The 26,667-nt window shown below is 46.4% G+C and carries 34 protein-coding genes and 1 riboswitch; of the genes, 20 read left to right on the top strand and 14 right to left on the bottom strand.

Annotation, left to right across the window (positions count from 1 at the left end; genetic code table 11):
• The first annotated feature begins 14 nt into the window (after positions 1-14).
• The 10 genes from ACI0FF_RS14980 to grxD all read left to right on the top strand — a co-directional run bounded on the left by ACI0FF_RS14980 (position 15) and on the right by grxD (position 7,938).
• A complete protein-coding gene (locus ACI0FF_RS14980; protein WP_419797589.1) occupies positions 15-1,007 on the top strand; it encodes a KpsF/GutQ family sugar-phosphate isomerase in 993 nt (330 codons plus the stop codon).
• A gap of 32 nt (positions 1,008-1,039) precedes the next feature.
• On the top strand, positions 1,040-1,732 hold the full coding sequence (gene lptC, locus ACI0FF_RS14985) for an LPS export ABC transporter periplasmic protein LptC (protein WP_419797590.1): 693 nt from the start codon (positions 1,040-1,042) through the stop codon (positions 1,730-1,732).
• Entirely contained in the window at positions 1,732-2,553 is an 822-nt protein-coding gene (locus ACI0FF_RS14990; RefSeq protein ID WP_419797591.1) for an LptA/OstA family protein, read from the top strand. Before lptC ends, ACI0FF_RS14990 begins: the two co-directional genes overlap by 1 nt.
• Before the next feature lie 61 nt (positions 2,554-2,614).
• Entirely contained in the window at positions 2,615-3,376 is a 762-nt protein-coding gene (gene lptB / locus ACI0FF_RS14995; RefSeq protein ID WP_419797592.1) for an LPS export ABC transporter ATP-binding protein, read from the top strand.
• 13 nt (positions 3,377-3,389) lie between these two features.
• Positions 3,390-4,913 carry an RNA polymerase factor sigma-54 gene (gene rpoN, locus ACI0FF_RS15000; protein WP_419797593.1) on the top strand — a complete coding sequence of 508 codons (1,524 nt, stop codon included), beginning with the start codon at positions 3,390-3,392 and terminating at the stop codon, positions 4,911-4,913.
• 232 nt (positions 4,914-5,145) lie between these two features.
• The gene (gene hpf / locus ACI0FF_RS15005) at positions 5,146-5,709 is read left to right on the top strand and encodes a ribosome hibernation-promoting factor, HPF/YfiA family (RefSeq protein WP_419797594.1); all 564 of its coding nucleotides are present in this window, start codon (positions 5,146-5,148) and stop codon (positions 5,707-5,709) included.
• 45 nt (positions 5,710-5,754) lie between these two features.
• Positions 5,755-6,222 (top strand): PTS IIA-like nitrogen regulatory protein PtsN, encoded by a 468-nt coding sequence (ptsN, locus tag ACI0FF_RS15010; protein ID WP_419797595.1) that lies wholly within the window; start codon positions 5,755-5,757, stop codon positions 6,220-6,222.
• A gap of 165 nt (positions 6,223-6,387) precedes the next feature.
• Positions 6,388-6,621, top strand: coding sequence for a BolA family protein (locus ACI0FF_RS15015; protein WP_419797596.1), 234 nt, complete (start codon positions 6,388-6,390; stop codon positions 6,619-6,621).
• Between the two features lie 12 nt (positions 6,622-6,633).
• Entirely contained in the window at positions 6,634-7,542 is a 909-nt protein-coding gene (gene rarD / locus ACI0FF_RS15020; protein ID WP_419797597.1) for an EamA family transporter RarD, read from the top strand.
• A gap of 60 nt (positions 7,543-7,602) precedes the next feature.
• Positions 7,603-7,938, top strand: coding sequence for a Grx4 family monothiol glutaredoxin (gene grxD, locus ACI0FF_RS15025; RefSeq protein ID WP_419797598.1), 336 nt, complete (start codon positions 7,603-7,605; stop codon positions 7,936-7,938).
• Between the two features lie 59 nt (positions 7,939-7,997).
• Here the strand turns inward: grxD and ACI0FF_RS15030 are convergent, their stop codons facing one another.
• From ACI0FF_RS15030 to ACI0FF_RS15045, 4 genes are all read right to left on the bottom strand, one after another.
• Positions 7,998-8,993: a diguanylate cyclase domain-containing protein gene (locus ACI0FF_RS15030; RefSeq protein ID WP_419797599.1), complete on the bottom strand. Its 996-nt coding sequence runs from the start codon at positions 8,991-8,993 to the stop codon at positions 7,998-8,000.
• Between the two features lie 74 nt (positions 8,994-9,067).
• The gene (locus ACI0FF_RS15035; protein WP_419797600.1) at positions 9,068-9,829 is read right to left on the bottom strand and encodes an EAL domain-containing protein; all 762 of its coding nucleotides are present in this window, start codon (positions 9,827-9,829) and stop codon (positions 9,068-9,070) included.
• A gap of 147 nt (positions 9,830-9,976) precedes the next feature.
• Positions 9,977-10,591: a 30S ribosomal protein S4 gene (rpsD, locus tag ACI0FF_RS15040; RefSeq protein ID WP_188661501.1), complete on the bottom strand. Its 615-nt coding sequence runs from the start codon at positions 10,589-10,591 to the stop codon at positions 9,977-9,979.
• A gap of 141 nt (positions 10,592-10,732) precedes the next feature.
• Positions 10,733-11,245 carry a hypothetical protein gene (locus ACI0FF_RS15045; RefSeq protein ID WP_419797601.1) on the bottom strand — a complete coding sequence of 171 codons (513 nt, stop codon included), beginning with the start codon at positions 11,243-11,245 and terminating at the stop codon, positions 10,733-10,735.
• A gap of 286 nt (positions 11,246-11,531) precedes the next feature.
• Between ACI0FF_RS15045 and ACI0FF_RS15050 the strand changes: the two genes are divergently transcribed.
• The 7 genes from ACI0FF_RS15050 (at position 11,532) to ACI0FF_RS15080 (ending at position 16,907) form a co-directional block, all read left to right on the top strand.
• The gene (locus tag ACI0FF_RS15050; RefSeq protein ID WP_419797602.1) at positions 11,532-12,089 is read left to right on the top strand and encodes a hypothetical protein; all 558 of its coding nucleotides are present in this window, start codon (positions 11,532-11,534) and stop codon (positions 12,087-12,089) included.
• Positions 12,086-12,322, top strand: coding sequence for a hypothetical protein (locus tag ACI0FF_RS15055; protein WP_417821371.1), 237 nt, complete (start codon positions 12,086-12,088; stop codon positions 12,320-12,322). Before ACI0FF_RS15050 ends, ACI0FF_RS15055 begins: the two co-directional genes overlap by 4 nt.
• Positions 12,319-13,794 (top strand): protein rep, encoded by a 1,476-nt coding sequence (locus tag ACI0FF_RS15060; protein WP_419797603.1) that lies wholly within the window; start codon positions 12,319-12,321, stop codon positions 13,792-13,794. Before ACI0FF_RS15055 ends, ACI0FF_RS15060 begins: the two co-directional genes overlap by 4 nt.
• A 5-nt stretch (positions 13,795-13,799) precedes the next feature.
• Complete coding sequence (locus ACI0FF_RS15065; protein WP_419797604.1) at positions 13,800-14,696, top strand: helix-turn-helix domain-containing protein; 897 nt, start codon at positions 13,800-13,802, stop codon at positions 14,694-14,696.
• Between the two features lie 179 nt (positions 14,697-14,875).
• Entirely contained in the window at positions 14,876-15,418 is a 543-nt protein-coding gene (locus ACI0FF_RS15070) for a helix-turn-helix domain-containing protein (protein WP_419797605.1), read from the top strand.
• Positions 15,419-15,655: 237 nt separating this feature from the next.
• Complete coding sequence (locus ACI0FF_RS15075) at positions 15,656-15,901, top strand: helix-turn-helix transcriptional regulator (RefSeq protein WP_419797606.1); 246 nt, start codon at positions 15,656-15,658, stop codon at positions 15,899-15,901.
• The gene (locus ACI0FF_RS15080; protein WP_419797607.1) at positions 15,885-16,907 is read left to right on the top strand and encodes a tyrosine-type recombinase/integrase; all 1,023 of its coding nucleotides are present in this window, start codon (positions 15,885-15,887) and stop codon (positions 16,905-16,907) included. Before ACI0FF_RS15075 ends, ACI0FF_RS15080 begins: the two co-directional genes overlap by 17 nt.
• 29 nt (positions 16,908-16,936) lie before the next feature.
• On the opposite strand, the gene ACI0FF_RS15085 is transcribed toward ACI0FF_RS15080, so the two are convergent.
• Complete coding sequence (locus ACI0FF_RS15085) at positions 16,937-17,497, bottom strand: HNH endonuclease (protein WP_419797608.1); 561 nt, start codon at positions 17,495-17,497, stop codon at positions 16,937-16,939.
• 84 nt (positions 17,498-17,581) lie between these two features.
• On the opposite strand from ACI0FF_RS15085, the gene gluQRS reads away from it, so the two are divergent.
• Positions 17,582-18,412 (top strand): tRNA glutamyl-Q(34) synthetase GluQRS, encoded by an 831-nt coding sequence (gluQRS, locus tag ACI0FF_RS15090; RefSeq protein WP_419799714.1) that lies wholly within the window; start codon positions 17,582-17,584, stop codon positions 18,410-18,412.
• Here gluQRS and bluB read toward each other — a convergent pair.
• Together bluB and ACI0FF_RS15100 are read right to left on the bottom strand one after the other, a co-directional pair.
• Positions 18,395-19,153, bottom strand: coding sequence for a 5,6-dimethylbenzimidazole synthase (gene bluB / locus ACI0FF_RS15095; RefSeq protein WP_419797609.1), 759 nt, complete (start codon positions 19,151-19,153; stop codon positions 18,395-18,397). The genes gluQRS and bluB overlap by 18 nt on opposite strands.
• A 50-nt stretch (positions 19,154-19,203) precedes the next feature.
• Positions 19,204-19,398, bottom strand: a riboswitch (cobalamin riboswitch).
• 72 nt (positions 19,399-19,470) lie between these two features.
• Entirely contained in the window at positions 19,471-20,310 is an 840-nt protein-coding gene (locus ACI0FF_RS15100; RefSeq protein WP_419797610.1) for an NUDIX hydrolase, read from the bottom strand.
• Positions 20,311-20,348: 38 nt separating this feature from the next.
• Between ACI0FF_RS15100 and ACI0FF_RS15105 the strand changes: the two genes are divergently transcribed.
• Positions 20,349-21,215, top strand: a complete 867-nt coding sequence (locus ACI0FF_RS15105; protein WP_419797611.1) for a DMT family transporter — start codon at positions 20,349-20,351, stop codon at positions 21,213-21,215.
• A gap of 137 nt (positions 21,216-21,352) precedes the next feature.
• Positions 21,353-22,378: a tetratricopeptide repeat protein gene (locus ACI0FF_RS15110; RefSeq protein WP_419797612.1), complete on the top strand. Its 1,026-nt coding sequence runs from the start codon at positions 21,353-21,355 to the stop codon at positions 22,376-22,378.
• On the opposite strand, the gene ACI0FF_RS15115 is transcribed toward ACI0FF_RS15110, so the two are convergent.
• The 7 genes from ACI0FF_RS15115 to terL form a co-directional block, all read right to left on the bottom strand.
• The gene (locus tag ACI0FF_RS15115) at positions 22,375-22,731 is read right to left on the bottom strand and encodes a hypothetical protein (RefSeq protein ID WP_419797613.1); all 357 of its coding nucleotides are present in this window, start codon (positions 22,729-22,731) and stop codon (positions 22,375-22,377) included. The genes ACI0FF_RS15110 and ACI0FF_RS15115 overlap by 4 nt on opposite strands.
• Positions 22,728-23,294, bottom strand: coding sequence for a peptidoglycan-binding protein (locus tag ACI0FF_RS15120; RefSeq protein WP_419797614.1), 567 nt, complete (start codon positions 23,292-23,294; stop codon positions 22,728-22,730). Before ACI0FF_RS15120 ends, ACI0FF_RS15115 begins: the two co-directional genes overlap by 4 nt.
• Before the next feature lie 89 nt (positions 23,295-23,383).
• Entirely contained in the window at positions 23,384-23,770 is a 387-nt protein-coding gene (locus ACI0FF_RS15125; RefSeq protein ID WP_419797615.1) for a GcrA family cell cycle regulator, read from the bottom strand.
• Between the two features lie 179 nt (positions 23,771-23,949).
• Positions 23,950-24,390 (bottom strand): cell wall hydrolase, encoded by a 441-nt coding sequence (locus tag ACI0FF_RS15130; RefSeq protein WP_419797616.1) that lies wholly within the window; start codon positions 24,388-24,390, stop codon positions 23,950-23,952.
• Between the two features lie 2 nt (positions 24,391-24,392).
• On the bottom strand, positions 24,393-24,695 hold the full coding sequence (locus ACI0FF_RS15135; protein WP_188666085.1) for a hypothetical protein: 303 nt from the start codon (positions 24,693-24,695) through the stop codon (positions 24,393-24,395).
• Positions 24,696-24,790: 95 nt separating this feature from the next.
• Positions 24,791-25,093, bottom strand: coding sequence for a hypothetical protein (locus tag ACI0FF_RS15140; protein ID WP_419797617.1), 303 nt, complete (start codon positions 25,091-25,093; stop codon positions 24,791-24,793).
• Positions 25,094-25,163: 70 nt separating this feature from the next.
• Positions 25,164-26,663, bottom strand: coding sequence for a phage terminase large subunit (gene terL / locus ACI0FF_RS15145; protein ID WP_419797618.1), 1,500 nt, complete (start codon positions 26,661-26,663; stop codon positions 25,164-25,166).
• Positions 26,664-26,667: the final 4 nt, after the last annotated feature.

Genomic DNA, 26,667 nt, shown 5'->3' on the forward strand with positions numbered 1-26,667 from the left:
GAAGACCCACTCAAATGGCACCACATTCCCGTACTGCGAAAGCCCGCCCCGCCGAACAGGACATTCAATCGGCACAACGCGTTCTCACGCTTGAAGCTGATGGCTTAAAAGCCCTTGCCAATTCCTTAAACGGGGAATTTGCCGCCGCCGTCGATATCCTAGCGGATGTAAAGGGCCGCGTTATTATCACAGGGATGGGCAAAAGTGGACATATCGGACGTAAAATTGCCGCCACCCTTGCCTCTACCGGTACCCCGGCCTTCTTCGTTCATCCAGGCGAAGCCAGTCACGGTGATCTGGGCATGGTGACACAGGAAGATGCGATTCTTGCGTTATCGAATTCTGGTGAAACGGCAGAACTTTCCGATATCATTGCCTACACACGACGTTTTTCAATCAAACTGATTTCTATCACATCGCGCGCCACCAGCACATTGGCAGAAGCCGCAGATATCAGTCTTGTTTTACCAAATGCGCAAGAAGCCTGCCCCCTTGGACTGGCCCCGACGACATCGACAACCATGACCTTGGCGCTCGGCGATTGTCTAAGTGTTGCCTTGCTGGAACGCCGTGGATTTTCAGCCACCGACTTCAAAGAATTTCACCCCGGCGGCAGTCTTGGCAATCAATTGATGAAAGTAAAAGACCTGATGCATACGGGCGATGCCCTGCCATTGGTCAGCTTGGACACACCAATGGGTGATACCTTGCTCGAAATAACAGCAAAACATTTTGGGTGTGTTGCTGTTGTCGATGACACCAGAAAACTTTTAGGTATTATCACCGACGGTGACTTGCGGCGTAACATGACGGATGACTTAATCTGTAAAAAAGCAGAAAACATTATGACCGTTGGTGCAAAAACAATCGGCGCAAATGCATTAGCCGTTGAAGCGCTCGCGATTATGAACGATAAATCAATCACCAGTTTGTTCGTTCTAAACGAGAACGGAACAGTTGATGGTGTTTTACATATTCACGATTGCCTGCGTGCAGGTATTGCTTAATTGATTTTATAAATTGAGGATGGACAGCTTTCATGGCTTTGGCTAGCACATCACAGCGCGAGACCCCGCCTACTCGCAATGCATATCGTGATCTGCACGCTATTTCCATCACCAAACGTTCAAAAGCAAGCCGAAGCTATACCCGTTTCGTCCAGTTGATGAAAATGCTTTTGCCCGCTGTTGCGGTTATCCTGATTATCATGATTGTTATCTGGCCACACCTGCAAGCCGATTCTCGACGGTTCAGCATTGGCTTTTCAAATATCGAAATCAGCGAAGCCAAAGACCCATCCATGATCAATGCGCGCTATATTGGCACCGACAACGACAATCAGCCCTTTGCGATCACAGCCGACATTGCCAAAAAAACCGATGATGAAACCCAGAGCATTTTGCTGGAATTGCCAAAAGCGGATATCACGCTGGATGATGGCAGTTGGCTTGTCCTGACCTCGGAAACCGGCCTCTATGACCGCCCCAGTCAATATCTGGAACTCAGCGGTGCCGTGAACCTTTTTCACGACTCCGGTTATGAAATGCACACAGATGCTGCCGGGGTGGATTTATCAAACGGTTCGGCAGAAGGCCACACCCCTGTCAAAGGCCAAGGACCATTTGGCCGGATCGAAGCCGAAGGTTTTCGCTTGATCGACAAAGGGAAAACCATCATCTTCACAGGCAAGTCGCAAGCCAAACTTTATTTAAACCGGATACGACAAAATTAATGTTTAAATCTGCCCCCTTCCTTGCTGCTGCCTTGGCCTTCCTGACGTCCATTGCGCAAGCCCAGGACCTTAACCTCGCCAGTGGATCACCCAATGCACCGTTGGAAATCTATGCCGATAACGGAATTGAATGGCAACAAAACCAACAATTGATTATTGCGCAAGGAAACGCAACGGCTAAACGCGCCGATGTCACCATTACAGCCGATGAACTGCGTGCCTATTATAACGACAAAACAGCGGATGGTGCCCAAACTCAGACAGACATTCATCGATTAGAGGCCGTCGGCAACGTAAAAATCACATCGGAAACAGAAACGGCAACCGGCGACAAGGCCGTTTACGACCTGAAACGTGCGATTATGGTCTTGTCCGGTACACGCCCGCAACTGGTCACCCCACAAGATATTATCAGCGCCGATGATACGTTGGAATATTGGGAAGAACGCGCCCAAGCCGTTGCACGCGGCAATGCAACAGCCGTCCGGGAAGGTCGCCAAATCAAAGCCGATGTTCTGGTTTCTCTGTTCAGTAAAAACAAACAAGGCAACAGTGAAATCAATCGGGTAAACGCGTTTGGCAACGTAATTATTACCACGAAAACCGAGCATATAACCGCAAACAAAGGCGTTTATAATGTCAAAAGCGCCGTTGCGACACTGACCGGTTCCGTTAAAATCAATCGTAATGGAAACCTGCTCAACGGATGCTCGGCTACCGTTAATTTAAAAACGAATGTCAGCCGCTTGAAATCTTGCGCAGGAACAAAAGATAACCGGGTACGCGGGTTAGTCTTGCCAAGCGGGAAAACTATGCAATAATAGTGCCATCTCTTTGGGAATGAAAAGCGGTTTATAGCCGTAACACATGTCGGAAAAAAGAATGAAACAAAAGAAGATGTCACCGCACGTCGTCGCTGATAATCAGGGATTGGTCGCAGACGGTTTAGGGAAACGTTTTAAAAAACGCCCGGTCGTGCGTGGCGCCAGCCTGAAAATCCAGCGCGGTGAAGTCGTCGGTTTGTTGGGACCAAACGGTGCCGGAAAAACCACATGTTTCTATATGATTACCGGACTTATTGCACCTGATTACGGGTCCATTACCCTAGACGGCCATGACATCACTGACCTGCCGATGTATCGCCGCGCCCGCCTCGGCATCGGCTACCTGCCACAAGAAGCCTCTATTTTTCGCGGCATGACCGTTGAACAAAATATTCGCGCTGTCTTGGAAGTTGTGGAACCAAAACGCAATCGCCGCGAAGCCCGTCTGGAAGCCTTATTGGCAGAGTTTTCCATTTCACACCTGCGCCGCGCGCCTGCCTTGGCTTTGTCCGGGGGGGAGCGTCGCCGGGTTGAAATCGCCCGCGCTTTGGCCTCACAACCTCATTTCATTTTATTAGATGAACCGTTTGCCGGGATTGATCCCATTGCCGTCGGCGATATTCGTGAATTGGTAAAACATCTCAAAGATCGCGGGCTCGGCGTTTTAATCACTGACCACAACGTTCGCGAAACGCTCGATATCATTGACCGTGCTTATATCATTCACGATGGGTCCGTCCTGATGGAAGGCAATCCGCGTGACATCGTTGGCAACGAAGACGTCCGCCGCGTCTATCTGGGCGAACGTTTCAGTTTGTAGGTTGAGATAAACAATGGCACTCAGCGTCAGGTTAGATCTCAAACAGTCGCAATCGCTGGTGATGACACCGCAATTGCAACAGGCTATTAAGCTCCTGCAAATGTCCAATCTCGAACTTAACGATTTTGTTGAAGAAGAGCTGGAACGCAATCCGCTTCTCCAACGTGATGAAAGCGAAGATGCGCCTTTTCAGGAACCTGCCGATCCCCAACAAAACGATAACGAAAAGAACCCTGAAGCCTCCGCACTTGAAGATTTGAACCTCAACAATCAGGATACAAGCCATAACGAATCGATTGATGCTGAGGTTGACAATCAATGGAGCAGCGATACCCCCGGCGATCAAACTTTGGCTGGCTCCGGCGGTTTGGACAATATGTCCTTATCCAAAGCAGGTAGTAACAGCGACGGTGAAAGTTTTGACTGGGAACAAAATATATCCACCACCTTGTCACTACGCGATCACCTGATTGAACAAATCAATCTGGATTTCTCAGATACAAGCGAACGCTTGATGGCGACATTGATGCTCGAACATCTGGATGAAAGCGGTTATTTCACAGGTGATCTTTGCGAACTGGCGGAAAGTTTCGCTTGTGAAGAAAGCCTGCTGGAAGAAGTGCTCCGTAAACTACAACAACTCGACCCCATCGGTATTTTTGCCCGGAGCTTGTCGGAATGCCTTGCCCTTCAACTCAAGGAAAAAGATCGTTTTGATCCGGCCATGCAAAGCTTGATTGACAATCTTGATCTGCTCGGCAAACGTGATTTCGATGCCTTGCTTAAAATTTGTCGTATAGACGAAGAAGATTTACAAGACATGATCACGGAAATACAAGCCCTTGATCCCCGCCCGGCCCTTGCCTTTGACACCAGTGAAATTCAAGCTATCACACCGGATATTTTGATGAAACAGGGCTTAAAGGGCAAATGGCGCGTCGAGTTAAACAGTGAAAACCTGCCTCGTGTTTTGGTCGATAACACGTATTATGCTGAAGTCAACCAACTGAGCCTTGATAAAGATTCGAAGCATTATATCAGTGAATGCTTTCAAACAGCCAACTGGCTTGTCAAATCTCTTCATCAACGCGCAACCACCATATTACGTGTCGCAACGGAAATAGTCCGTCAACAGGATGCTTTTTTTCAAAAGGGAATTGAATATTTAAAACCCATTGTTTTGCGCGACATTGCCGAGGCTGTCGAAATGCATGAAAGTACAATTTCACGGGTCACTTCAAATAAATATATAGCCACCCCTCGTGGTATTTTCGAACTGAAATACTTTTTCACCTCTGCAATCAATCGCGCCGATGGTGGCGATGCACATAGTGCAGAATCGGTAAAATATAAAATAAAACGCCTTATTGACGACGAAAACCCCGGAAAAATTCTCTCTGATGACAAGATTGTTCAGCTTTTGAAAAGCGACCAAATTGATATTGCCCGGCGCACGGTCGCAAAATACCGCGAAGCCCTTGGTATCTCTTCTTCTGTTCAAAGGAGGCGGGAGAAAAAAGCTTTGCTCGGAAAGTAAATTGACAATCCACTCTTCTTTTCCCACATGTTTATGATGAACATCAAAAAGAGGGGGGTATAAATGACATATATTAATACTGTTGACATATAGGGACACTGCCACTAAGTTCCCGGCCTTCACACAAGCAGTCTGGCACTGCTATGTAAACGTGTAACGTTTGTAAAGATTGATGACACGCTTGAAGGGCCGGTTGTTTTAAATGGCCAATAACCAAGCAGGAAATTCTGATATGAGAATTGCGGTACAAGGAAAACAAATGGACGTTGGCGATAGCCTGCGTACACATATTGAAGATGCGCTGAAATCAAATACTGAAAAGTATTTCGATAAAGCAGTTGAGGGTACAGTCACCGTCTCGAAAGATAAACATCTGTTTAAAACTGACATTACCGTTCACGTTGGGAAAGAAATTCACGTACAAGGGCGTGGCAAGGCAGAAGATGCCTATGCAGCCGTTGACGAAGGGATTGAACGGATCTCAAAACAATTGCGTCGCTACAAGCGTCGCCTGCGCGACCATCATCGCGACAATGAAAGAGCACAAGCGGAAGAAGCGCAATATACTGTCTTCTCCGGCTTTGAAGAAGAAATCGCGGAAGAAGCAGCCGGGCCGGCCATCGTCGCCGAAGTGGACAAAAAAATCCACAAACTGGCTGTTGCTGATGCCGTTATGCGAATGGACCTCGCCGATTTACCCGTACTTGTTTTCAGAAACAGTGCAAATGGTAGCGTAAATGTGGTATATCGTCGTGAAGATGGTAACATCGGCTGGATCGATCCGCAAAACAGCTAACGTCGATATCCGTCATCTATATTTAGGAACCGGAATTAATACACTATGGAAATCTCTGATATTCTGACACCGGAACGTGTTGTTGCAAGCTTGCGCGCAACGAGTAAAAAGCAGGCTCTGCAAGAGTTGGCCCGACACGCCAGCAGCGTCACCGGCTTGAACGAACGTGCGATCTTCGATGTATTGCTGGAACGCGAACGCCTCGGCACCACAGGTGTCGGCAACGGCATTGCAATCCCCCACGGCAAACTCAATGAACTGGACAGCCTTTATGGGCTTTTTGCGCGCATTGAAAAACCTGTCGATTTCGACTCTATTGATGATGACCCTGTCGACCTTATCTTTGTCCTTTTGGCCCCTGAAGGGGCTGGAGCAGACCACCTTAAGGCACTGGCTCGCGTTTCCCGTCTTTTGCGTGATGACAGCGCATGCGAAAAATTACGTGGTTCCGATACGCCTGAAGCCCTTTATGCGATCTTAACAGAGCAAGGCGAAAGCCATCAGGCAGCTTAAGGCAAAGATCAATCCTTTTAAAAAAAAAGCGCCCCTATTTCCCTGGGGGCGCTTTTCTTATTGGGCTTTGCCGTCCTTCAATTGTGCCTAAAAGATTGACGCTTGCACATGGCTCACTTATATCCTATGGAACGAATTTACAAACCGAGAATGGGAGCTTAAATCATGGCTATGGAAGCACACGAAATTGAAGGCATGATCCGCGACGCACTGCCGGATGCAGACGTGCGTATTGAAGACTTGCGTGGCGATGGTGATCACTATGCCGCTTATGTGGTTTCGCCTTCCTTCACAGGTAAAAGCCGTGTTCAACAACACCAAATGGTTTATGCCGCCCTGCAAGGCAAAATGGGTGGAGATCTACACGCACTGGCTTTACAAACCAGCGCACCTGAATAAGATCTTTATAATTTGACCACTACATCGCCATCAGATAGCCGTCTTGCCGTTATAGCGGCAATGACGGCTTATATATTTTGGGGCATGTTCGGGCTGTATTTTAAAGCACTGGACGTGGTTTCCCCCATTGAAATTTTGGCGCACCGGATTGTCTGGTCTTTTTTGCTTTTGGCCCTCTTGATTACCTATTCCAAAAACTGGGTGGCCGTCATGCAAATCGTCAGATCACCTCGCAAGCTGATTCTTTTTGCCCTAAGTGCCTCGTTAATTGCCCTTAATTGGGGTTTTTATATCTACGCTGTTGTCAGTGGACAGGCCCTTGAAGGCAGCATGGGCTATTTCATCATGCCGCTGGTCGCCGTTATGTTAGGCGCTATTTTCTTTGCAGAACGTTTTAGCCGGACACAAGCTTTTGCCATTGCGTTGGCTTTATGCGGTGTGATCTACCAGCTATGGTTTGTCGGTAAGCTACCTTGGATTGCCCTTATCCTTGCCCTATCCTTCGGCACTTATGGAATGTTACGCAAAAAAGCCCCTGCGGAGTCCACTGTCGGTCTGTTTCTGGAAACAGCCCTGATCACACCCTTTGCCTTAGCTTATATGGTCTATTTATCTCAACAGGATGCACTTTATTTCACAACAGGTTCTTGGGATATGACGATCTTGCTGATGCTCGCCGGCCCTATTACAGCGATCCCCTTAATTTTATTTGGTTTTGGCGCCCGAAAACTTCGTTATTCGACAGTCGGTCTTTTGCAATATATCAATCCGACCTGCCAGTTTTTATTGGCCGTTTTTATTTTTTTGGAACCTTTCAGCCTGCATAACCTAATTACATTTGCCCTGATCTGGTGCGGCTTGGCACTATATAGTGCCAACACCCTACTTCAAAGACGACAAATGAGAGCGTCACAAACTTGACAAATGGGCAAAAGCCAGCCATATCCCTAATCGATCATAGCTATGAAGGAATTTTACGTCATGACAGACAATCCCGTTTTTGAACGCATCGAACAGGACATTACCGATAACCCTGTATTGCTCTTTATGAAGGGTTCGCCCATGTTCCCGCAGTGTGGCTTTTCCGCTGCCGTCGTTCAGGTTCTGACTCACCTGGGCGTTAAGTTCAAAGGCGTCGATGTTCTGACCGACCCGGAAGTCCGCGAAGGGATCAAACAGTTTTCCAATTGGCCGACCATTCCCCAGCTTTATGTCTCCGGCGAATTTGTTGGTGGATGTGACATCGTGCGTGAAATGTTCGAAAACGGCGAATTGGCACAGTTGTTAAAAGACAAAGGCATCGAAGTCGCTGCCTAATTGGACTTTCCTGAATTAAAAAAACCTTCGTATCATGGGTGCGAAGGTTTTTTTTATGTTTATGATTTAAACATTGCCCATTTATTCTTACCACTGGCCTTCGCCCGGTACATCGCCATATCTGCTTTTTGGATTAAGCCGTCCAAATTATCGCTATCCTCAGGGAAGTAAGAAATCCCGATACTCACCCCCACTGTTCCCTGACACCCGTCCAGATAAAACGGATACTTCATCTGATCAATCAGATCTTCAGCCACTTTTTGTGCTGTTACATCATCAAATTGTTGGGAAAGTAAGACAATAAATTCATCCCCCCCCACCCGCGCGATCAAATCGGTTTCACGCAGACGGTTGAATAAACGTTTTGCAATCTCACGCAGTACATCATCCCCAATGGCATGACCGAACGTGTCATTTACCTTTTTAAAGTCATCAATATCAATAAATAGAACGGCACATTTTTCATGGCTACGTTTCGCTGTTGCCAGAACAAATGCCCCTTTTTCTACCAATAAATTACGATTCGGGATCTGGGTCAGCATATCGTGTTGCGCCATGTAACGCATCCGTTCTTCCAGCTTTTTCAATTCCGTTACATCAACCTGAACACTGACAAAACCACCATTGCCCATTGGCCGATCCGTTGTTTTGATCCAGCGCCCATCTTTTAGACGAACAACAAAGGAACCTTCCAGTTTTGTGCGGTATTCCGCTTTACGTTTTAAATATTCCTGCCCGCCACCATATTCATCGCCAACGGCAACATTTCCTCGTTCCAAATCAATTCGGCCCAACTCGGAAAAATGGATGCCGGGCTTTAAATCCTCAGGCGTATACCCGTAAAGATCCGCAAAATTTTGGTTCCAGGCCAGCAACCCCCCATCTTTACCGTAGATAACAACGGCTTCAGAGATCTGTTCAACAGCTTCACCAAACATCAGGCCAGCTTGTTGAGACAAGGACTTCAAACGCAATTGATCACATTCGACCTGTAAGGCTTCAAGGCGCGTGATTAATTCTTCTTTAGACAAATGATATAAAGAGGGGGAAGTCATTCGTTTATCAATAAAGTTCAAATAATTAAACTATAATCGTATGCTGATATGATAAAGAAATCCAGATCAAACTCTTAAAATGACCAGTCTATTTCTGATGCTGGGGTCAAAGCCTCGATTTTCGGTCGTGCAAAAAAATATCCTTGCATGTAGCGAACGCCTTGCTCTTTCAGATATTTATATTCCTGCACGGTTTCAACACCTTCACAGACCACCGAAATCCCCAATTCATTTGCAATCAACAATATGCCGGCAAGAATAGCTTGTCTGGGTTTGTGTTGATCAATATCGATAATAATTTGCCTATCAATTTTAATTTTATCGGTCTGAAAATCCGCGAGTAAGTTCAAGCCGGAATAGCCCGCCCCAAAATCATCAATCGCCGTCATATATCCATTTTTCTGATAGGTCAGAATGATATTCTTCAAATGTGCGTGATCGCTTACAAGTTCATTTTCTGTAAATTCAAATGTAATCATCTCAGCAGGGAAATTGAATTCCCTTGCCGCATTAATGGTTTTTTGCAAACAGGCCCGTGGGTGATAAACCGCATTCGGCATGAAATTAATATTCAAACGGCAAGTCATCCCGAGTTTAGCAGCCAACTCGATTGCCTTCACACGGCAGCATTGATCAAACGCATACATCTGATCGTCCGAGACCCCGGCCAAGATCTCTCCCGCACCCTCTCCCTTTACCCCCCGCACTAGGGCCTCATAGGCATATATATCTTGCGCCTCTACATCGACAACAGGCTGAAATGCCATCGTAATGGCAAATTGTGTTAAATCATCGCAATTGCCTGGACAAATAGACTGGATACTCTCGTTTGACATCAACCACGCACACATCATCATTAAGGAGATTATAGACTACAGGTTATTCCACATAAGATAAAGAACTGAACGCAAGATAACATTCCAACAAAAAAACGCCCTGTCCAAAAGACAGAGCGTTTTTCGTTCGATTTCGTCTCGTACAAATTAACGAGAGTAATATTCGACAACCAGGTTCGGTTCCATTTGAACCGGGTACGGCACGTCTTCCAGCTTCGGTACGCGGATGAACTTGCCGACCATTTTCTTGTGGTCTACTTCGATATATTCCGGAACGTCACGTTCGCCAGAAGCAACCGCTTCCAGAACCATCGGGATTTCGCGAGATTTCGCGCGAAGTTCAACCGTGTCGCCTTCTTTTACCAAGTAAGAAGAAATGGTAACGCGTTTGCCATTTACCAGAACGTGACCGTGACTGACGAATTGACGCGCAGCAAACATAGTCGGTACGAATTTCATACGGTAAACGATCGCATCGAGGCGCGTTTCCAACAGACCGATCAAGTTTTCGCCGGTATCGCCAGCACGACGAACAGCTTCTTTGTAGTAACGACGGAACTGTTTCTCAGAGATGTTCGCATAGTAGCCTTTCAGCTTCTGCTTACCCATCAACTGCAGACCGAAGTCAGATACTTTACGGCGACGTTGACCGTGTTGACCCGGACGGGAATCGCGACGGTTGATCGGAGATTTTGCACGACCCCATAGGTTTACGCCCAGACGGCGGTCGATTTTATATTTTGCGCTAATACGCTTAGACATAGGTTAAATCCTTATTTTATAACCGTTTTTCTTGTCCCGGTAGGCCTAAAAGGCGTGGTTGCACAACAACCAACGTTCCCAGGAAGTGATAAGGCGCGCAATATATAGGTTTACGCGCCTTTGTCAAAGGGATTCTCTTCCTTAAAATTCGTAAAGTTGTCCCGGCTGTTCTTTCGTATAATCGATCTCAGGTTTCTTTTGATCTATTCCCTTCAACATCGTTCCGCCAATTGAAGTTGCCATACCTCCAATCTCATTCATAATTTGACGATTTGCGGATTTGGAGCTTTGTAACAAGTTCGATTGAATCCCCGATATGGTCCGATCCAATTCTTTTTTTGACGTTTCATAATCTTCAAAAATCGCTTCGGCCGTATCATTACGCATGCCTTGTACAATTGCACCGGCAGACCCATCAACTGGTGAAAAACCAGACGCCCCCATACGGGCGCGTTTTTGGGCCAAAGCTTTTCGTAAATCTTCTTTGCGTTTTTTCTCTGCTTTCTCATATGCCTCCCATTGGTCCTTCGCCGCTTGGTCTGCTGCTTGTTGAGCAGCTTTCTGCTGCGCCTTTTTTTGCGACTGCGCCTGTGCAATCGACATTGTCGAAGACAAAATTGTGCTAATTAACATAAAGATTTCAAAACCACCCATAACCTTACCTCACATAAAAAAAGCCCCTTCGCATACCGAAGAGGCTAGTGGTTAAATAAAAAAACGAAATCAGGAACTTTAATCTTCCAGTTCCGTATCCCAATAAAGAAAAACGGAATTAATCTTAGATATTAAAGCCTTGCTGCACTTCCCCTCCAATGGAGGATGGAATGCATCAATACCTTACAGGGTACTTTTCAACAAATAACCCTAAGATTATCCGCCTATCGGTGATGACCGCATTTCGCATTTTCATCGCCTCATTGCTCACTGCGCGAGGTGCGTTATGAGCAATGCTATAAAGCCATATGGCAACACCTGCACAGTCGAGCTTGATCTACCGTGGGAAGTCGCTGAACTTCTTGTGGAACAGGGGCCAGTACTTATCAAGGAAATCACGCTTGCTTTGAAAATGCGAAAGCAGCGTACCGATTGTAATGCAAAATTCGCAGCATTAGCGGAACAAGACCGCAAAGAAGCAAAAGAGCGTTTTCATAATCTAGGACGCATCGTTGACGAAGCCTTAACCGGACAAACGACTGCTGAACAACGTGTTCGTTTATCAATTCTCGCTGATGAACATGACACAAACCCTAGTTTCCTGAAATTAGTTCGCAAGCTTTACCGAGAAAGGATTGTTACAGCTGAGCGAGAATTACGCGATGCACAAATAATCCGTTTCTACTTCCAAGGTCTTTCCAATAAGGAAATTGGACGCCGTGTTGGCACAAGCGTCGGAAACGTATCCACTATTTTGTCACGCCAAGGAAATTTGATCACTGCCTTGCGCCGACTTATCAGAGAAGCCGAACGTGCTGAACGTACTCGTGGTGGTGCCAAATGAGCATGCAAACACCACCACCATCAATTTTAGCCTTTTGGATTTGCCTCTCAGATATCGCAGGAGAGTCGTTGAGAGAAGACGGCTACGAAACCCATGCAAACATTCTTGCGCATTCCTGTGGGCTTTTAACGGACAAATGGCGAGATAAATACGGCGAACGCTTTGATTACGGTTTAGACCAGCTTTTGCCCCTCGTTTACGTCGAAGACGGAAATGGAGGGCAAAGCCAGTGAGAGCCTTTCCTTCACACTCCATTGCATCCCAGACCCGCACTTCTGACATCCGGGTCAAGAACCCCAGCGAACGCAGTGAGTGGGTTCTTGATGCGGTGGCCTCTCCACACACTGCCCCCAAGGGGGGCAGGTCAAGCCCAACGGGCGAAGCGCCTGCACCCCTGCCACACGGCGAGTGGGAGAGCGCGAGGGGAACCCCTCGCAAAGACCTTTCCACCGGCACCGCCGTGGATAAGGTCAACTCCCCTGCCAAAGGCAGTTCCCTTGATAAATACGCAAGTAGTGTTTCACCTCACAATGGCGATAAGGACGTAGAACCAGGTTTTGGGAAGAAAGAGCGCCACCGCCTCCGCCGTAGTTCTGGTCGTTTACTCCAGAACGAACGTGTTCACACCTGCGGACAACGGGCAACTTCTCAAGTCGTAACTCTTCACCATGAAAACGAGACTTCCCACTTCGGCGGGATTGAAACCTGTGGTTCGGTTTGGCATTGCCCTGTCTGTGCCGCGAAAATCACTGAGGGTCGCCGGGAAGAACTGGACGCTTTGCTTAAAGCTCACAAAGAGGCGGGTGGGTTTGCTTATATGGCAACCTTTACCATGCCACATAATAAATTCCAGCATCCAAAGGAACTGAAAGACACAGTATCCGAAGCATGGCGCAAAACAAAAGCTGGTAAAAAATGGCAGCAAATGCGTGACGAATGTGGCTGGCTCGGTGACGTTCGTGCGTTAGAAATCACCCACGGCGAAAACGGCTGGCACCCGCATATTCATGTATTAATCCTATTTAAATCTCACGCTTCTGACCAAGATGCTAACGATCTCGCTGAATGGCTTTTCAGCACATGGCAAAAGCGCGTTTTCAAGATGGGTTATGGCCTTTGTTCGCGTGATGCATTTCGCTTCGACCCTGTTTCAAATGAAAGTGGGGCTGCGGATTACGTCAGTAAATGGGGAGCCTCTCACGAGCTAACAAAAGCACATATGAAAAAGGGACGCGGCGGACGTACACCGTGGCAAATTCTTCGCAGCTATCAGGATACAGGTTCCGAAGAAGACGCCCGTTTGTTCCGCCAATACGGCAAAGCTTTCAAAGGTGCGCGTCAACTAACATGGAGCCGGGGCCTTCGGGCGCTATATCTTGAAGAACCGGAAAAAACGGACGAAGAACTTGCTGTTGAAGATCAAATCGCAGCAACACATTCCGCATCCATTCACAACGATATTTTCAGGATCATCGTTAAGCAGCAGAAAACAGCAGACCTACTGGTCGCTAATGAGCAAGGCGGCTTTGAGGCTGTCCTTCAAACTCTTACCGACATCGGAATTCCTTGGGAAATCTCAGAGCACCAAGGCTTAGAGCGAGGACGAACAGTCCCGCTTATTACACTGAAAGGCACTGCGGGCAAGCACGGTGACCCGTTTTATCCAAGCACCAATGTGGTGCGTAAACTTAAATGGAAAGGTTGATTATCATGCAACAGTCAAAAGATGTACCAACTCAAAATCAAGAAGAGACTCTAGCATTTCGTATGCGTAAAGCACGTGACGATAAAAAACTATCACGCCGACAAGTTTCAGAGGAAACTGGAATTTCACATAACTCAATTGAGAAATATGAAAACGGTAAACAAGAACCCAATATCACTCGCATCAAAGTGTTAGCTGAACTCTATGATGTTTCAGTGAATTGGCTTATTGGAATAGAAAAAGACACGCTATCACCTACGCTACGTAGTGTATACGTAGAGGAAGACGAAACTGTCACGGCGGAAAATCACATCGCCCCTCAAACAGAAGAGGCAACTTCGCCTTCCCTTCGTAACGTATACGAAGAAGAAACGTTAAGCGTTAACGTTAGCGAAGAAGAAACAGTCGCAGCAACTCTTCATGAAACTTTAGAAGAAATTGATAATCTCAGAGACGGCGATTTTGAAGATGGCAAGCGAATTGTTCTCAAGCTGATAAATATCGCGCATGAATTTCTTGAAGAATTGGAGCCGCAAGAACTTGAAGACTTAGCCATTGAACGAAACCTATTTTGTGAACAGCCTGATACTGGTTTTGGTTTTTGGGAATTGTTCCAAGATAATCCAGAAGCTGCCGATACCATCTTCAAAGGCAACATTGCAGAACGTATCATTGATACAGCAGTCCTCGGAATTGACTTGTTCAAAATTGAACGTGATGAGTTAGCCGCACTTGCTGACCAACTCAAAGAAAATCACGAAATTGAAGAACCTGCCGCTTTAGGTTTTTCTTGGGGTAATCACGAACAGCTCGTACCAATTATACGTCCCATTCTGAGAAATCTTTCTATTCTCAACGAAGGCTATGAGCTGGTAAATCCTGACAAGTTCACACAACGCTAATTTCATCACACCTAAGTAAAGCGGGTTCCATGAATCCGCTTTTTACCATTTTAATGAATTATTACGTCAAATAGTAGAAATCTTATCTTGCAAGCACCTTACTAGAATGGTAAAAATATTATTACCAAATTGATGAGGGCAATGTGTCACACGATACTGAAGATAGAATTTACGAACTAATGAGCGAACTTAAGCAGTTAACACTTAAGGTTGACGAAAAAGATAAAGCCATAAGTCCATTCGACCAAACTGTCGGGTGGAAAATCCGTACGGCGCGTGAAAAATTGGGTATTTCTAGGATTGAGTTATCTCGTCGCACCAAAATTAGTCAAAATTCTTTAGCACGTTATGAATTAGCTGGTGAAGAAGGCGGTCAATTTCCACCACTTCCCAAATTTGCCCTAATCTGTATGGAATTAAACTTAGACCCAAGAGAAGTCTTAGAGTTAGCTGTCCCATTCGAAGTAGAAGATGGTTCAATTTTAAGGTTCAAGTATTCAGATTTCAAAGAAGGGTTAGCTGTCGACCCCGAATACTACGATTCTGCTTTCAATAAAATTGAAGAATTAGCCAACATTCTGCTACCGGGCAACTATCAAGAAACCCTGTCTATTTTACAGGAAAGTGTCAAACACGCACAACTTGAACAAAACAAACTGAGGAGAGAAAACAAAAAACTAAAAAAAGAACTGTCTGAACTGAAAAACGGCTCGAAGAGTTAATCCCCGAGCCGCTCTGAAATCCGTGTTAACCATCAGAACCGCTGCAACGGTTCTCTAACAGATAAGGTATCTATCAATGATATTAACGGAGACAAATTATACGTCCTTCGAACAATACGATCAAGAGCAAAGTCTTTGCCTTCCAAGGGTATATCCACATGAGTTTCAAGACCTCGTCGGAGTTAAAGAAGGGATCGTAACAGCCTTCCAATCAATGCAATTGATGGAGAGCTTCTAATGATCGAACGAATGTTATCTGCCAACAAAGCCGCAAAGCGTTGTGGCCTGTCAATTACTAGCTTCCTAAAGTTAGTCAAAAATCATACCGCACCTCAACCAATCAGTCACCCTGACGTTAAACGTAAGCTTTGGGATCTTCAGGATCTCGACCGATACATTGACAAGCTCAAAGGCGGTTCTGATTTCCAGTCCCAATCCATCAACCTTTTCAGGGAGAAATTGGCAAATGCGGCAAAAACTTAAGTATGTAACAGAGCATAAACGACCCGGTGGCTATTCCGATTTTTATTACCGCCGAAATGGTCAACTCCAAAAGATCAAAGGTGAACGTCATAGTGATGAATTCTTGGCGAACTATGCCCGTATTCATGCCAGCTTTGAGGATATCAAAGAACGTTGCAGAGGTGGTTTCGACCACCTCTGTGAGCAGTATCAGAAAAGCACTGACTTCCTGAACCTCAAAGAAAGCACTCGCCGGGAATATCGCCTTGATCTAGATCGTTTGCGCCAAATCTTCGGGCACATGGACTTGTGCGAAATTAAACGCGGTTTGATCAAGGAAATGCAGGCTGAATTCCATAACAAACCGGGGACAGCAAATAATCTTTTGCGCACTATGAAGAAAGTTCTCAATTTCGCAGTAGATATGGAATACATCCCTGTATCGCCAGCCGAGCGCATTAAGCGTCTTAAAGGCGGGGAGCACCTCCCTTGGACAGAAGAAGAGATCACAACCTTCCTAGAAGCTGAAACAACGCCTGTTCAAATGCGATATGCCGTTCTGTTTGCCCTGTTCACCGGGCAACGTGTCGGTGACATCATCAAAATGCTTTGGAGCGACATCAAGGACGGTCGAGTAACTGTCATTCAGCAAAAAACAGGGGTTCGCCTTCGAATTCCCTTACACCCGAAATTGTCTGAAATCATCCCGACTATGAGCAAGGATAACGTCAACATCCTGACGACTTCCAGCAATCAACGTTGGGGTATTTCAAACTTTAAGCGCGTGTTCAAGAAAGCCAGCCGTGACGCTGGTATTCCTGAGAACAAGGTGTTTCACGGATTGCGTAAAAACGCCACCGTAATGCTTTTAGAGGCAGGCTGTTCTGTCGATGAAACCAAAGCAATTACAGGCCACAAGACAACCGCCATGATCGAGCATTATGGCAAGGGAATAAACCAAGAACGCCAAGCAAATGCAGCTATGGCGAAATGGTCTAAAAGTGTAACAAGCGAGGGAAAAGTGTAACAAGGCTATGAGGGAAGCCCCGGTTTCCCTCAATCTTCCAGTTCCGTATCCCAATAAAGAAAATCCCGCCAACTTTCGTGTAAATGGTTGGGCGGGAAGAAGCGGCCGTGTTCTTGAAGTTCGAAACTGCTGGGTCTATAGGGGGGGATCATTAACTTCATCCCGGCATCTTTGATACTGAGATGTCCCTTTCGCGTATTACATGGCCTGCATGCCGTCACAATATTTTCCCAATGGGTCCGCCCGCCCCTGCATTTGGGTAGGACATGATCGAATGTCAAATCCTGTGCAGGAAGTTGCACGCAGCAATATTGACAGGAAAACATATCGCGCAAAAACAGATTAAAACGGGTGAAAGCGACTTGGGAGACCGGTTTTGCGTATTCTTTTAACGCAATGACGCTCGGCAATTTCATTTCAAGGCTGGGGGAATGCACGCAGGCATCATATTCCGACACCACCTGCACCCGTCCAGTAAAAACATTTCGAATGGCTTCTTCCCATGGCCATAGAGACAGCGGGTAGTAGCTCAAAGGACGGAAATCCGCATTGAGGACGAGGGCCGGATAATGCATCGGCGAGGCATGCATACGTTTAACCTCCTATCTATCAATGATTATACCCTAACAAATCCCTATGACAAAGGAGTTACAAAAGATATAAAAGTTGTCATGATGATTGAGACCACCCGTTTTGCTCCAAGCCCCAGTGGCTACCTGCATTTAGGCCATGCCTACAGCGCCCGATTTAGTGCCGAACAGGGGCAACGTTTTCTCCTGCGGATCGAAGATATTGATCAAGGACGCTGCCGTCCCGAATTTGTCGATGCTATTTATGAGGACCTCGCCTGGCTTGGTCTGTCATGGGAAATCCCGGTGCGCATCCAGTCACAACATATGGACGATTATCAAAAGACCATAGACAAGCTGAATAGTCAGGGCCTCTTGTACCCTTGTTTTTGTACACGCAAAGACATTCAGGCCGAAGTTACCCGTTCCGCTCATGCCCCGCATGGTCCCGATGGGCTTCTCTATCCTGGCACCTGTCGTCATTTGAGCCAAACACAACGCGAAGACCTGCTGGCAGACGGCAAAGCCTTCGCGCTGCGTCTTGATATGGATAAAGCCTGCCGCCACGCAGGTATCCTTCATTGGACAGATCGCGCACATGGCAAACAACAGGCCAGACCGGAAATTTTCGGCGATATTGTACTGGCCCGCAAAGACACCCCGACCAGTTATCATATTTCGGTCACTGTAGATGATGATTTACAGGGTATTTCACTGGTAACGCGCGGTGAAGACCTGTTCCAGGCCAGTCATATCCACCGTCTGTTACAAGCCCTTTTGAATTTGAACGTTCCGCAATATCACCATCACACCCTGCTGCGCGGCAAAGACGGCAAACGATTTGCCAAACGGGACAAATCGCTGACCATCCGTTCTTTGCGCAACAAAGATTATAGCCCACAACAGGTCTGGGACATGCTAGAGGATTTCAGATAAGAAACGGCCCTCTTGCGCGGCAGCCTGTTGGTCTTTCAAGGTTTGCGTCAGCGAATTTTGTTCACTTTGGCCCCATTGATCGAAATGCAGAATATCTTCGATCGCCAAACGTTCGCGCCAATTGGCCATTTCCAATTCTGGCTTTTGATAAAAGTGGCTGACATAACCGATACAAAGATAGGCAATCACTGTAATATTTTTCGGAATACCCAAGACCTCTTTCAAGGCGGTTTCGTTCATAATACTCACCCAACCAACGCCGAGGCCTTCTGCCCGTGCCGCCAGCCACAGGTTTTGTACGGCACACACACTGGAATATAAATCCATTGTCTTTTGATGGGTTCGACCCACCACGACAGGGCCGGAACGGGATCGATCACAGGTAATCACCAGATTGACCGGACTTTCCAGAATACCTTCCAGTTTCAGGCTGCGATAAGTTTCGCGTCGTTCTTCCTCAAACATGTCAGCGGCTTCATCATGGGCCGTTTTGAACAGATCGTGAACCTTCTGTTTCACCTCTTGCTGTTTCACCACCATAAAATCCCACGGCTGCATAAAACCAACCGAAGGCGCATAATGTGCAGCAGTAATCAAACGGGCAAGTTTATCATCTTCGACCAGGTCCGGCTTGAACTGCCCACGTACGTCACGACGTTCAAAAATCGCACGGTACACACCGTGGCGGTGATCTTCACAAAAATTGATTTCAGGCTGAATAGGCAAAGTCGTTCCATCCATTTTCATTCCCCTTAAATGGATTATTTCAAAAACGAACGTCCAATCCGTTTCATCAAACTTCCCGACAGGCCGGTCTTCTGACTTCGGTTCATTCCGTTGTAAACGACCTTCCCAAGCAAAACTCAGTGGTCAAAATTGTTACAACAGTCCCCGTTACAGCGTTGGGCACGTAGCGGACTTTCACCGCTTTCCCGATTATCCTGTCTATTTTCATCAAAACAGGCACCCGTGGGCTATGTAAGGCTTTTATATAGGTTGTTTTTCCAATTCACAATGGAAATTACACTTTGGAAAAGTAGATTATAATGTTTCCAGAATTATTGCCTCAAACCACGCACCAACTCTTCATATTCAATAATCTCATCCGGGTTAAGCACACCGTGGCGAATGAGAAAATCAAGGATGACGAGATTGCAATTGAATTTAAAATCAAAGGTGTTTTTGACGATATCAGCAACCTCTTCCACATCCATCAGATGAAAGCTCGCGACCTCCCCGTCCGTATTGTTGGGAATGAACCTTTTGGGGACTTCAAGGTCATAACAAAACATCACATCGGGTTTCAGCCCGCCGTCTGTTTCCATTATATAACTGACGGTGCCGACCGATTGAGCTTGACGTGCCAGATCTTCGGGGATCCCTGCTTCTTCACCACATTCCTTGATAATATTTTCCATGAGGCTCAGGCCTGCTGGTTGACCGCCCGCCACCATATTGTCCCACATATCCGGGCAAACCATCCGATCAGCCGCACGTTTGGCAATCCACATTTTAATCTGGCCTTTATCACGAACAAAGCCATTGATATGAACACCATAAGCCCGAAGACCAAATAACGGTGTCGCGGCCCGTTCAATTAAAAACAAGGGCTCCTCCCCAAAACGTGGCGATACAGCGTACAGTTCCCCACGCCATCCGTTAATTTGTTTTTTATCCTGTAACGCCTGTGTCATCTGCGCCATATGTGCTGTTATGTCATCGACTTTTTTTAAGCGTAAGACATCCTGCGTAAAATCAAAAACGTCATGAAATTCTGACAATAGTGCCAGATTGTCACGCCGAACCCATCCGATGGATTGCCCCGCGGGCCCCTGAAAAGAAACAAAACGGGACAAATCATGATTGTTACACGTCCGAATATGATCTATGTAGCCCATCGGTATATTCCCCTTTTTTGAAAAATGACTGACACACCATGCAACAACGTCCCGACCATATTCAAGGTCTTATCTTCGCCACACTGGGGGCTTTGTCCCTGACACCGGACGGATTGCTTGTGCGTCTTGTCGATGCACACGACTGGACAATCGTTTTCTGGCGCGGCCTGATCATTGCCTGTTGTTTGTTTCTCTATCAAATTTTCTTTCGCCGTCGCGCAGGCCTGAAAGCTCTTTGGCCTGCCCATTTAAAAGAATGGCTTTGTATCATTCTGGCAGGTTTCGGCACCTTGTTTTTCGTTCTTTCCATCACCCATACAACGGTTGCCAACGCACTGGTCATTTTAAGCACCATGTCCTTGTTTGCCGCACTTTTATCGCTGATCTTCTTAAAAGAACGAATTGCATTACGTACAATCATCGCAATGGGATGTGCGATCGTTGGTATTATCATCGTCTTTATCGACAATCTGGATACGACAGGTTTAAACGGCAAACTCTTTGCTTTGGCTTGTGCCTTCGTCACCGCAGCCAACATGACTGTCATTCGCAGTGAAAAAACCATCAATGTCTTAAATGTCTTTGCCTGGGGCGGGATCGTCGTTTGCATTCCCACGCTTTATCTCGCGCCCTATCTCGTCGTCAATGTACAGTCGCTCCTCACATTAGGGGCAATGGGTGGGTTAAACGCTTTTGCATTTGTCATGTTGGGGTTAGGGGCAAAATATATCCCCTCTGCCGAAGTCAGCTTGTTAATGTTGCTGGAAACCATTATCGGTCCCATTTGGGTTTGGGCCGTTCTCAACGAAATTCCGTCTCCCAACGCCGTTATTGGCGGTGGGATTGTGGTTGGCACTCTGGCCCTGCATTCCCTTGCCAGCCTGCGCGCCCATAAAAGAGTATAATTTCAGCAACAACGAGACATTCTAAACGGCTAGCAGAGTCGCCAGATATACCTGTAGGCCCCCCAACCAAATGAAATATTCCCTCCAAACCATTCATAGGGCATGATGTGTCAAATTATCATCATGGGTCGTATGCAATGTCTGGGTTTAAGTATCACTTGTGGGGTTTTATCGCCGCTTTAACGGTTGGAGCTGTCTGGCCAAACCTTGTTCACGCAATGGATTTATCAAAGCCACTTCCGAAACGCTCTGCGAAAGAAGTCCTGCATTATGGTCCCAGCAGTGCCTTTTTTGAACAATATGATCAGGGTGTTCAAGGAAACTGTGCCCCTCTTCTTTCACATTTGAATGAAAAGCTGCAAAATTCAGATAGTGATATCCGATATTCGGCCCAACTGGTTTATGCAGAAATGTATGACCGTGCTGTATGTGTAGAATACTCACCTAAAAAATCGTTTGAATATTTTAAACAAGCCGCAGATGCGGGTGGGCCACATTTTTATGCCCATGTCGGGTGGAAATACTATTATGGGCATGGTGTTGAACAATCTGAGGCGAAGGCCAATGAGGCGTTCAAGTTATTACTCACTCGTGGAGCATTCTCTAAAACTTCTCGTACATATGCAAGATATCAGGATTTATTGAAAGACCGCCCCATACCGCCTTTGCTAAAAGCAGGTATTGAGTGGTTGATCGAAACAACTTCCACAGATGAGGGCCTTATTAAATTAGCCCAAGCTCTGTTAGATGGCTCTGGTCGTTATCTTGATAGGAGTCTCCTTCAAATAGATGAAATCTCCGCAAGAAATATTTTGAGTCAAACAGCCTTATTCTCACCGAAAGCACGCTTCATCCTTGGAATAGAATACTTAAAAGGTTCATTTGACGATAAAAACAGACGCGAAGGGGAGATGCACCTTATGTGGGCTGCCCAATGCGGATATGTACCCGCTATGCTTAAATTAGCCCAATTATCTGAAATAGGTGATTATGGCGTAAGGCAAAGTAAGCAAAGCACTTACGGGTGGTACCTTATGGCTCGTGAAAATGGAGCTGATGTTGCTTCTGAAGTTGAAAAGGCAAAACAAAAAATTGGCTCCTATCTCCAAAGCTCAATTCAGAATGACCACCGATTTAAAGTAAATATGAAACGATGCCACTAATCACCCTTGTACCAACCGTAAATTTTACAGCTATAAGGCTCTTCTGCGGCTTTATCTTGAATAGCGTCACGTGCCTCAACCCATTTTTGCCACTCATCATAATCATCCTTTGATTCCGTTTCGAGGTTTTCAATCTTCTTCATATTATTGTAGATGATCCAAGCATCTTGAGCAATTGTGACCCAGTCTAATGGACGCTTAATTCGTTTCTTAAGCCAATTCATAGCCTGTTCAACACTTCCACTGGTAATAAGTTCAAAAAACGAAATCAGCGTTAAATCTTTAGCAACATCATAAACAATATCACGGATTTCCTGCTCTGCTTCGTCCGCTTCCTCCCCTAACCGTGTCATATCATCACGCTTAGAAATCCATTGTTGGAATAGTTGAGCATACCATCCATAGTACGGGTATTTTCCGCATGCGCTTCATTAGAAACAGGTTGCAGTTTAGTTGATTTAAACCAAGGACTTGTTTCCGGCTTTTGCTGATTGGCAGCCTGCTCCCACATGGCATTCGTTGGCTTCTTGAGTTTCGGCACTTTGACTTCCGGTAAGCCTGTCAGTGGGTCGATTTTTGTCGGTTTAGGTTTGGGATTAGCCACCTTGGTTGCCAGCGGATTCACCGTCGAAATTCCTTGATTAGCGAGTGTTTCACCAATCTTGCTTTCAGTCGGGCCACCGGGTTTCATAACACCATCAACCTTGAGACCATTTTTTTGCTGGAAACGCTTAAGACCGTCAATCATGCCCATATCGGGAATATCCGTGATGCCAAAATCCGGTACCTGATAATCCCCAGTTTGAGCAAGGGCGTTTTTGGTATTCAAGACATCATTCGGATCAGTGTTGGAATTCTGGCTAATTGTTTTCCCAACACTGAATGGATTGGCAAAACCCGGGAAAAGTGAAGACATAACAATCGTCCTTTACATGGCTTGTTTGCGGACAAAAAAAAGCGCGCCTTCATAACCAAAGGCGCGCTTTTATTCGGTATTTTTAGAAATCAGGAGGCACGTTTCGCATTGTTTTTATCGTCTTTGACACTGCGCACATAAGCCTGTTCACAGTGTGTCGCACAATAAGGCTTCCCTTCAACTGCCTTGCCACCGCAAAAATGAAATCCCGGTGTGCCTGGATCGCCGATTGGCCATGCACACATCCCCGGACGGAGTTTATCCATTGTGATAATTTCCGGTTCCGGTGCTTTCTTTTTCTTTGCGGGCTTACGCTGGATCGGCGATTGACGCTTCGGCAACCCCAGACGGTGGACCTTACCGACGACCGCATTTTTCGTCACATCAAGACGTCGACCAATTTCGCTGGTGGCGATACCTTCATTCCACAGCTGAGTCAAAATCTCAATTCGTTCCGGCGTCCAATCTACACTCATAACCGTTCCTTCACGATTTTCCATTCCCTTACGTACAAGCGGTCAATATAACCCAGCCGCACAAAAGGATACATAGTATTTTACGAAAAAAGTTGGCGCACATTACAGAATGAGTCTGTTTGAAGCAATACGCAAATGCCCTTTTTGTAGAAAAACACCTGTTTCCCATTTATATACAATCAAGGAATATCTTTATAAAAGACATGGTTTCCGATCTCAGCACAAGGAATATGATTGCGCGCCCACGCCGGTAACAATCCGACGCGATGATAGTGTGTCGCGCCTTGTGTCGGGTCTTTCACCCCCCCAAATAACGCACGTCTGGCAACCCGCATACAACTTGCAAACACTTTGTTGTTATCTGTAACCTGCAAAATCTGCTCTCTATTTGGATCATTCACATTCCAGCATGAAAATTGCCAAGGGCGTAAACACACCCCTTCGACATCACTGCCCCACCAATAACCGCCGCGACGAATTGCTTTTTCGATCCGATTGATCACCACACAAGCGACCGCTTCAATACCACGTACTTTTTCCCCACGCGCTTCGCCAAACAAGGTGCGCGCCAATACATCAACCGCCTTATCCGGTGTACGGGAATAACGACAATTACTCATACTTAAACTCCACCACGCATAGGTTGATCCAGCTTATTTTCAATTCGTACCAAATGCCCTGTCAGACGACGTTCAACATCTTTCATATAAGCGATCGAGGCATAATTCTTGGCGACCTCCAGCTTGTAAGCAGATAAATTTTCGCGCAATTTCCCAAATCCGGTTTCCGTATGTTCACGCATTTCAGCACGATCATCATCATGATCTTGTCGACTTCGCCAAATCATCCAAAATAACCCCGCCATCGCCGGTAATTCAAACGCCGTAATCCACCAGATCAGGTCGATACTCCAACTTCCATTCATTTTTAAATCTCCTTTAAAAAAGCAAAAACGCTTCGACATCACCTGTCGAAGCGTTTCTTTTTTTGTCTAACTTTTCTTAGTGTACTTTCGAGCCTCTAAACGCCCGTATCGTTATCTCCCATGCCCTTGAGGCTTTCCCAGGCTTCTCCAGCCGAGACAACACAGGCGACACCTGTCGGTTTGGTAACAATAATTGTCCAGCTCCCTCTGTTTGAGGCAAAAATTTCAACGACACCACCGTTCCCCGCCAATCCCATTGAAACGGGAACTTCGTGATAGCGTTTTTTCAAAGCATCAATAATGTCCACACGTTCACCGCACAGGCTTTGTGCTACAGATGGGAAGGCGAAGGACATCACGGTGCAGAAAAGAATAAATGCTGTGAATACACGTTGCATGACATCCTCCTTCGTTCACTTTGCAGTTTAGAAATATATGGTCATCGCGCCCACGACTCTCAAGGGTCTTTTACACATCAAATTCACAATCTGCGTTTAGAGAACTCACATTCCCTCCCCAGTGCACCATCTTCTTTCCATCTAATTCATGCAACGGGGTACGAGGTAAGCGCACAGGCTCACTAAGTAAGCATCCCGCAACCGCATCCAACGCATCGTCTTTCGCCGAAACGGAAGGAACCCATTCACGCATTTCAGTTGGAAACCTTGTCTTCCAAACATTGCGATGAACCCACAACGCCTTGGATGCCAACACCACATCGAATGCAGATAAAATGCGTTCCGCTTTATTCACACGGGAATGTTTTTCAATAACCGCACAAGATACCCCGGCCTTTTCCAGCTCACGCCGTAACAATCCCGGTAAGAACTTCCCCACGCCGTTTGTTTCAAGACAAACAGAAGGCAGGTAATACTCCCGCACAAATGCCACCACCTGTCGACAGAGCTGGGTTGCTTCGTCGGCTTCTGCCAATTTCGCGGGATCATGGGTCATGTAACGTAACGCATGCAGCCAATAAGCCCCCTGATCATCCGTATATAGGGCGGCAATAACACTGGCATCCCCCTTATCCGGTGATCCGAATGACGGATCCCACCAACAACTGGCCGACACTAACTGACGGTCCCCCAAAGACAAAGATGCCATCCGATTATGTTCGTTATAGTCCAAATCCCGCTCATAAATTTGCATTAGATCTGGATCTAAACGGCTTTCAGAAATATTCACCGGTTGCAGCATCATTTGGCTTTCGAATTTATTTTTTCCGGTTCTTCGCTGGATCGCTGCGATGTTGTTGTCCGGAAAACGTTCAGGCCATTGGCTTCGCCCGTTTTGATCAAGCAACGCCAATTTAAACCTTTCAAACCCGGCAAGAAAGGCTGCCTCTTCACCATTCTCCTCCCGTGCTTCATCCGCATAAATGGTGTAGTATGTATGAGGTGTGCCGACATAAAGCTGCAAACCGCCTGGCACAATGACATAATCAATTTCTTGCAAACGCGCACGCAGATCAAGCCGCTTGGGCGCACTGTCACAGGTGTTGGGGACTTCTACGTCATCGCAAATCACAACATCGGCACGCGATCCCGTAATATTGGCCCCAATTCCTTTTGCTAACATACTGGGGTCACGCAGTTCACTGGGGCGATTAACCGTAAACTGGTCCGATGCCCATTGTTCTTTTCGCTTTGGCTTCAAGCGTTTTGTCAGTGGATGACGTTCGATAATACGCTTCACATTGCGGACCATTTTCTTCGCTAAAGCAAAATCAGCCGCCATTACCATAATGCGACGATCTGCATCCATATACAGCAGCCACGCACAAAACAAACCGACTAACGTACTTTTACCGGAATTACGAAAGGCCATCAGCAAAAGCTCTCGTCGCCCTTGCATCCAGGTCTCATCCAGCCATCGACAAATTTTCAGGTGATGTTGAGGCATGCCCAGCCCCTGAATTTGATCCCATAACATGACAAATTCTGGAAAGGCCACACGCTGTTTCATTGTT

It is taken from the genome of Terasakiella sp. 4MB5A, from assembly GCF_050058155.1.
GTDB classification, from domain to species: domain Bacteria; phylum Pseudomonadota; class Alphaproteobacteria; order Rhodospirillales; family Terasakiellaceae; genus Terasakiella; species Terasakiella halodenitrificans.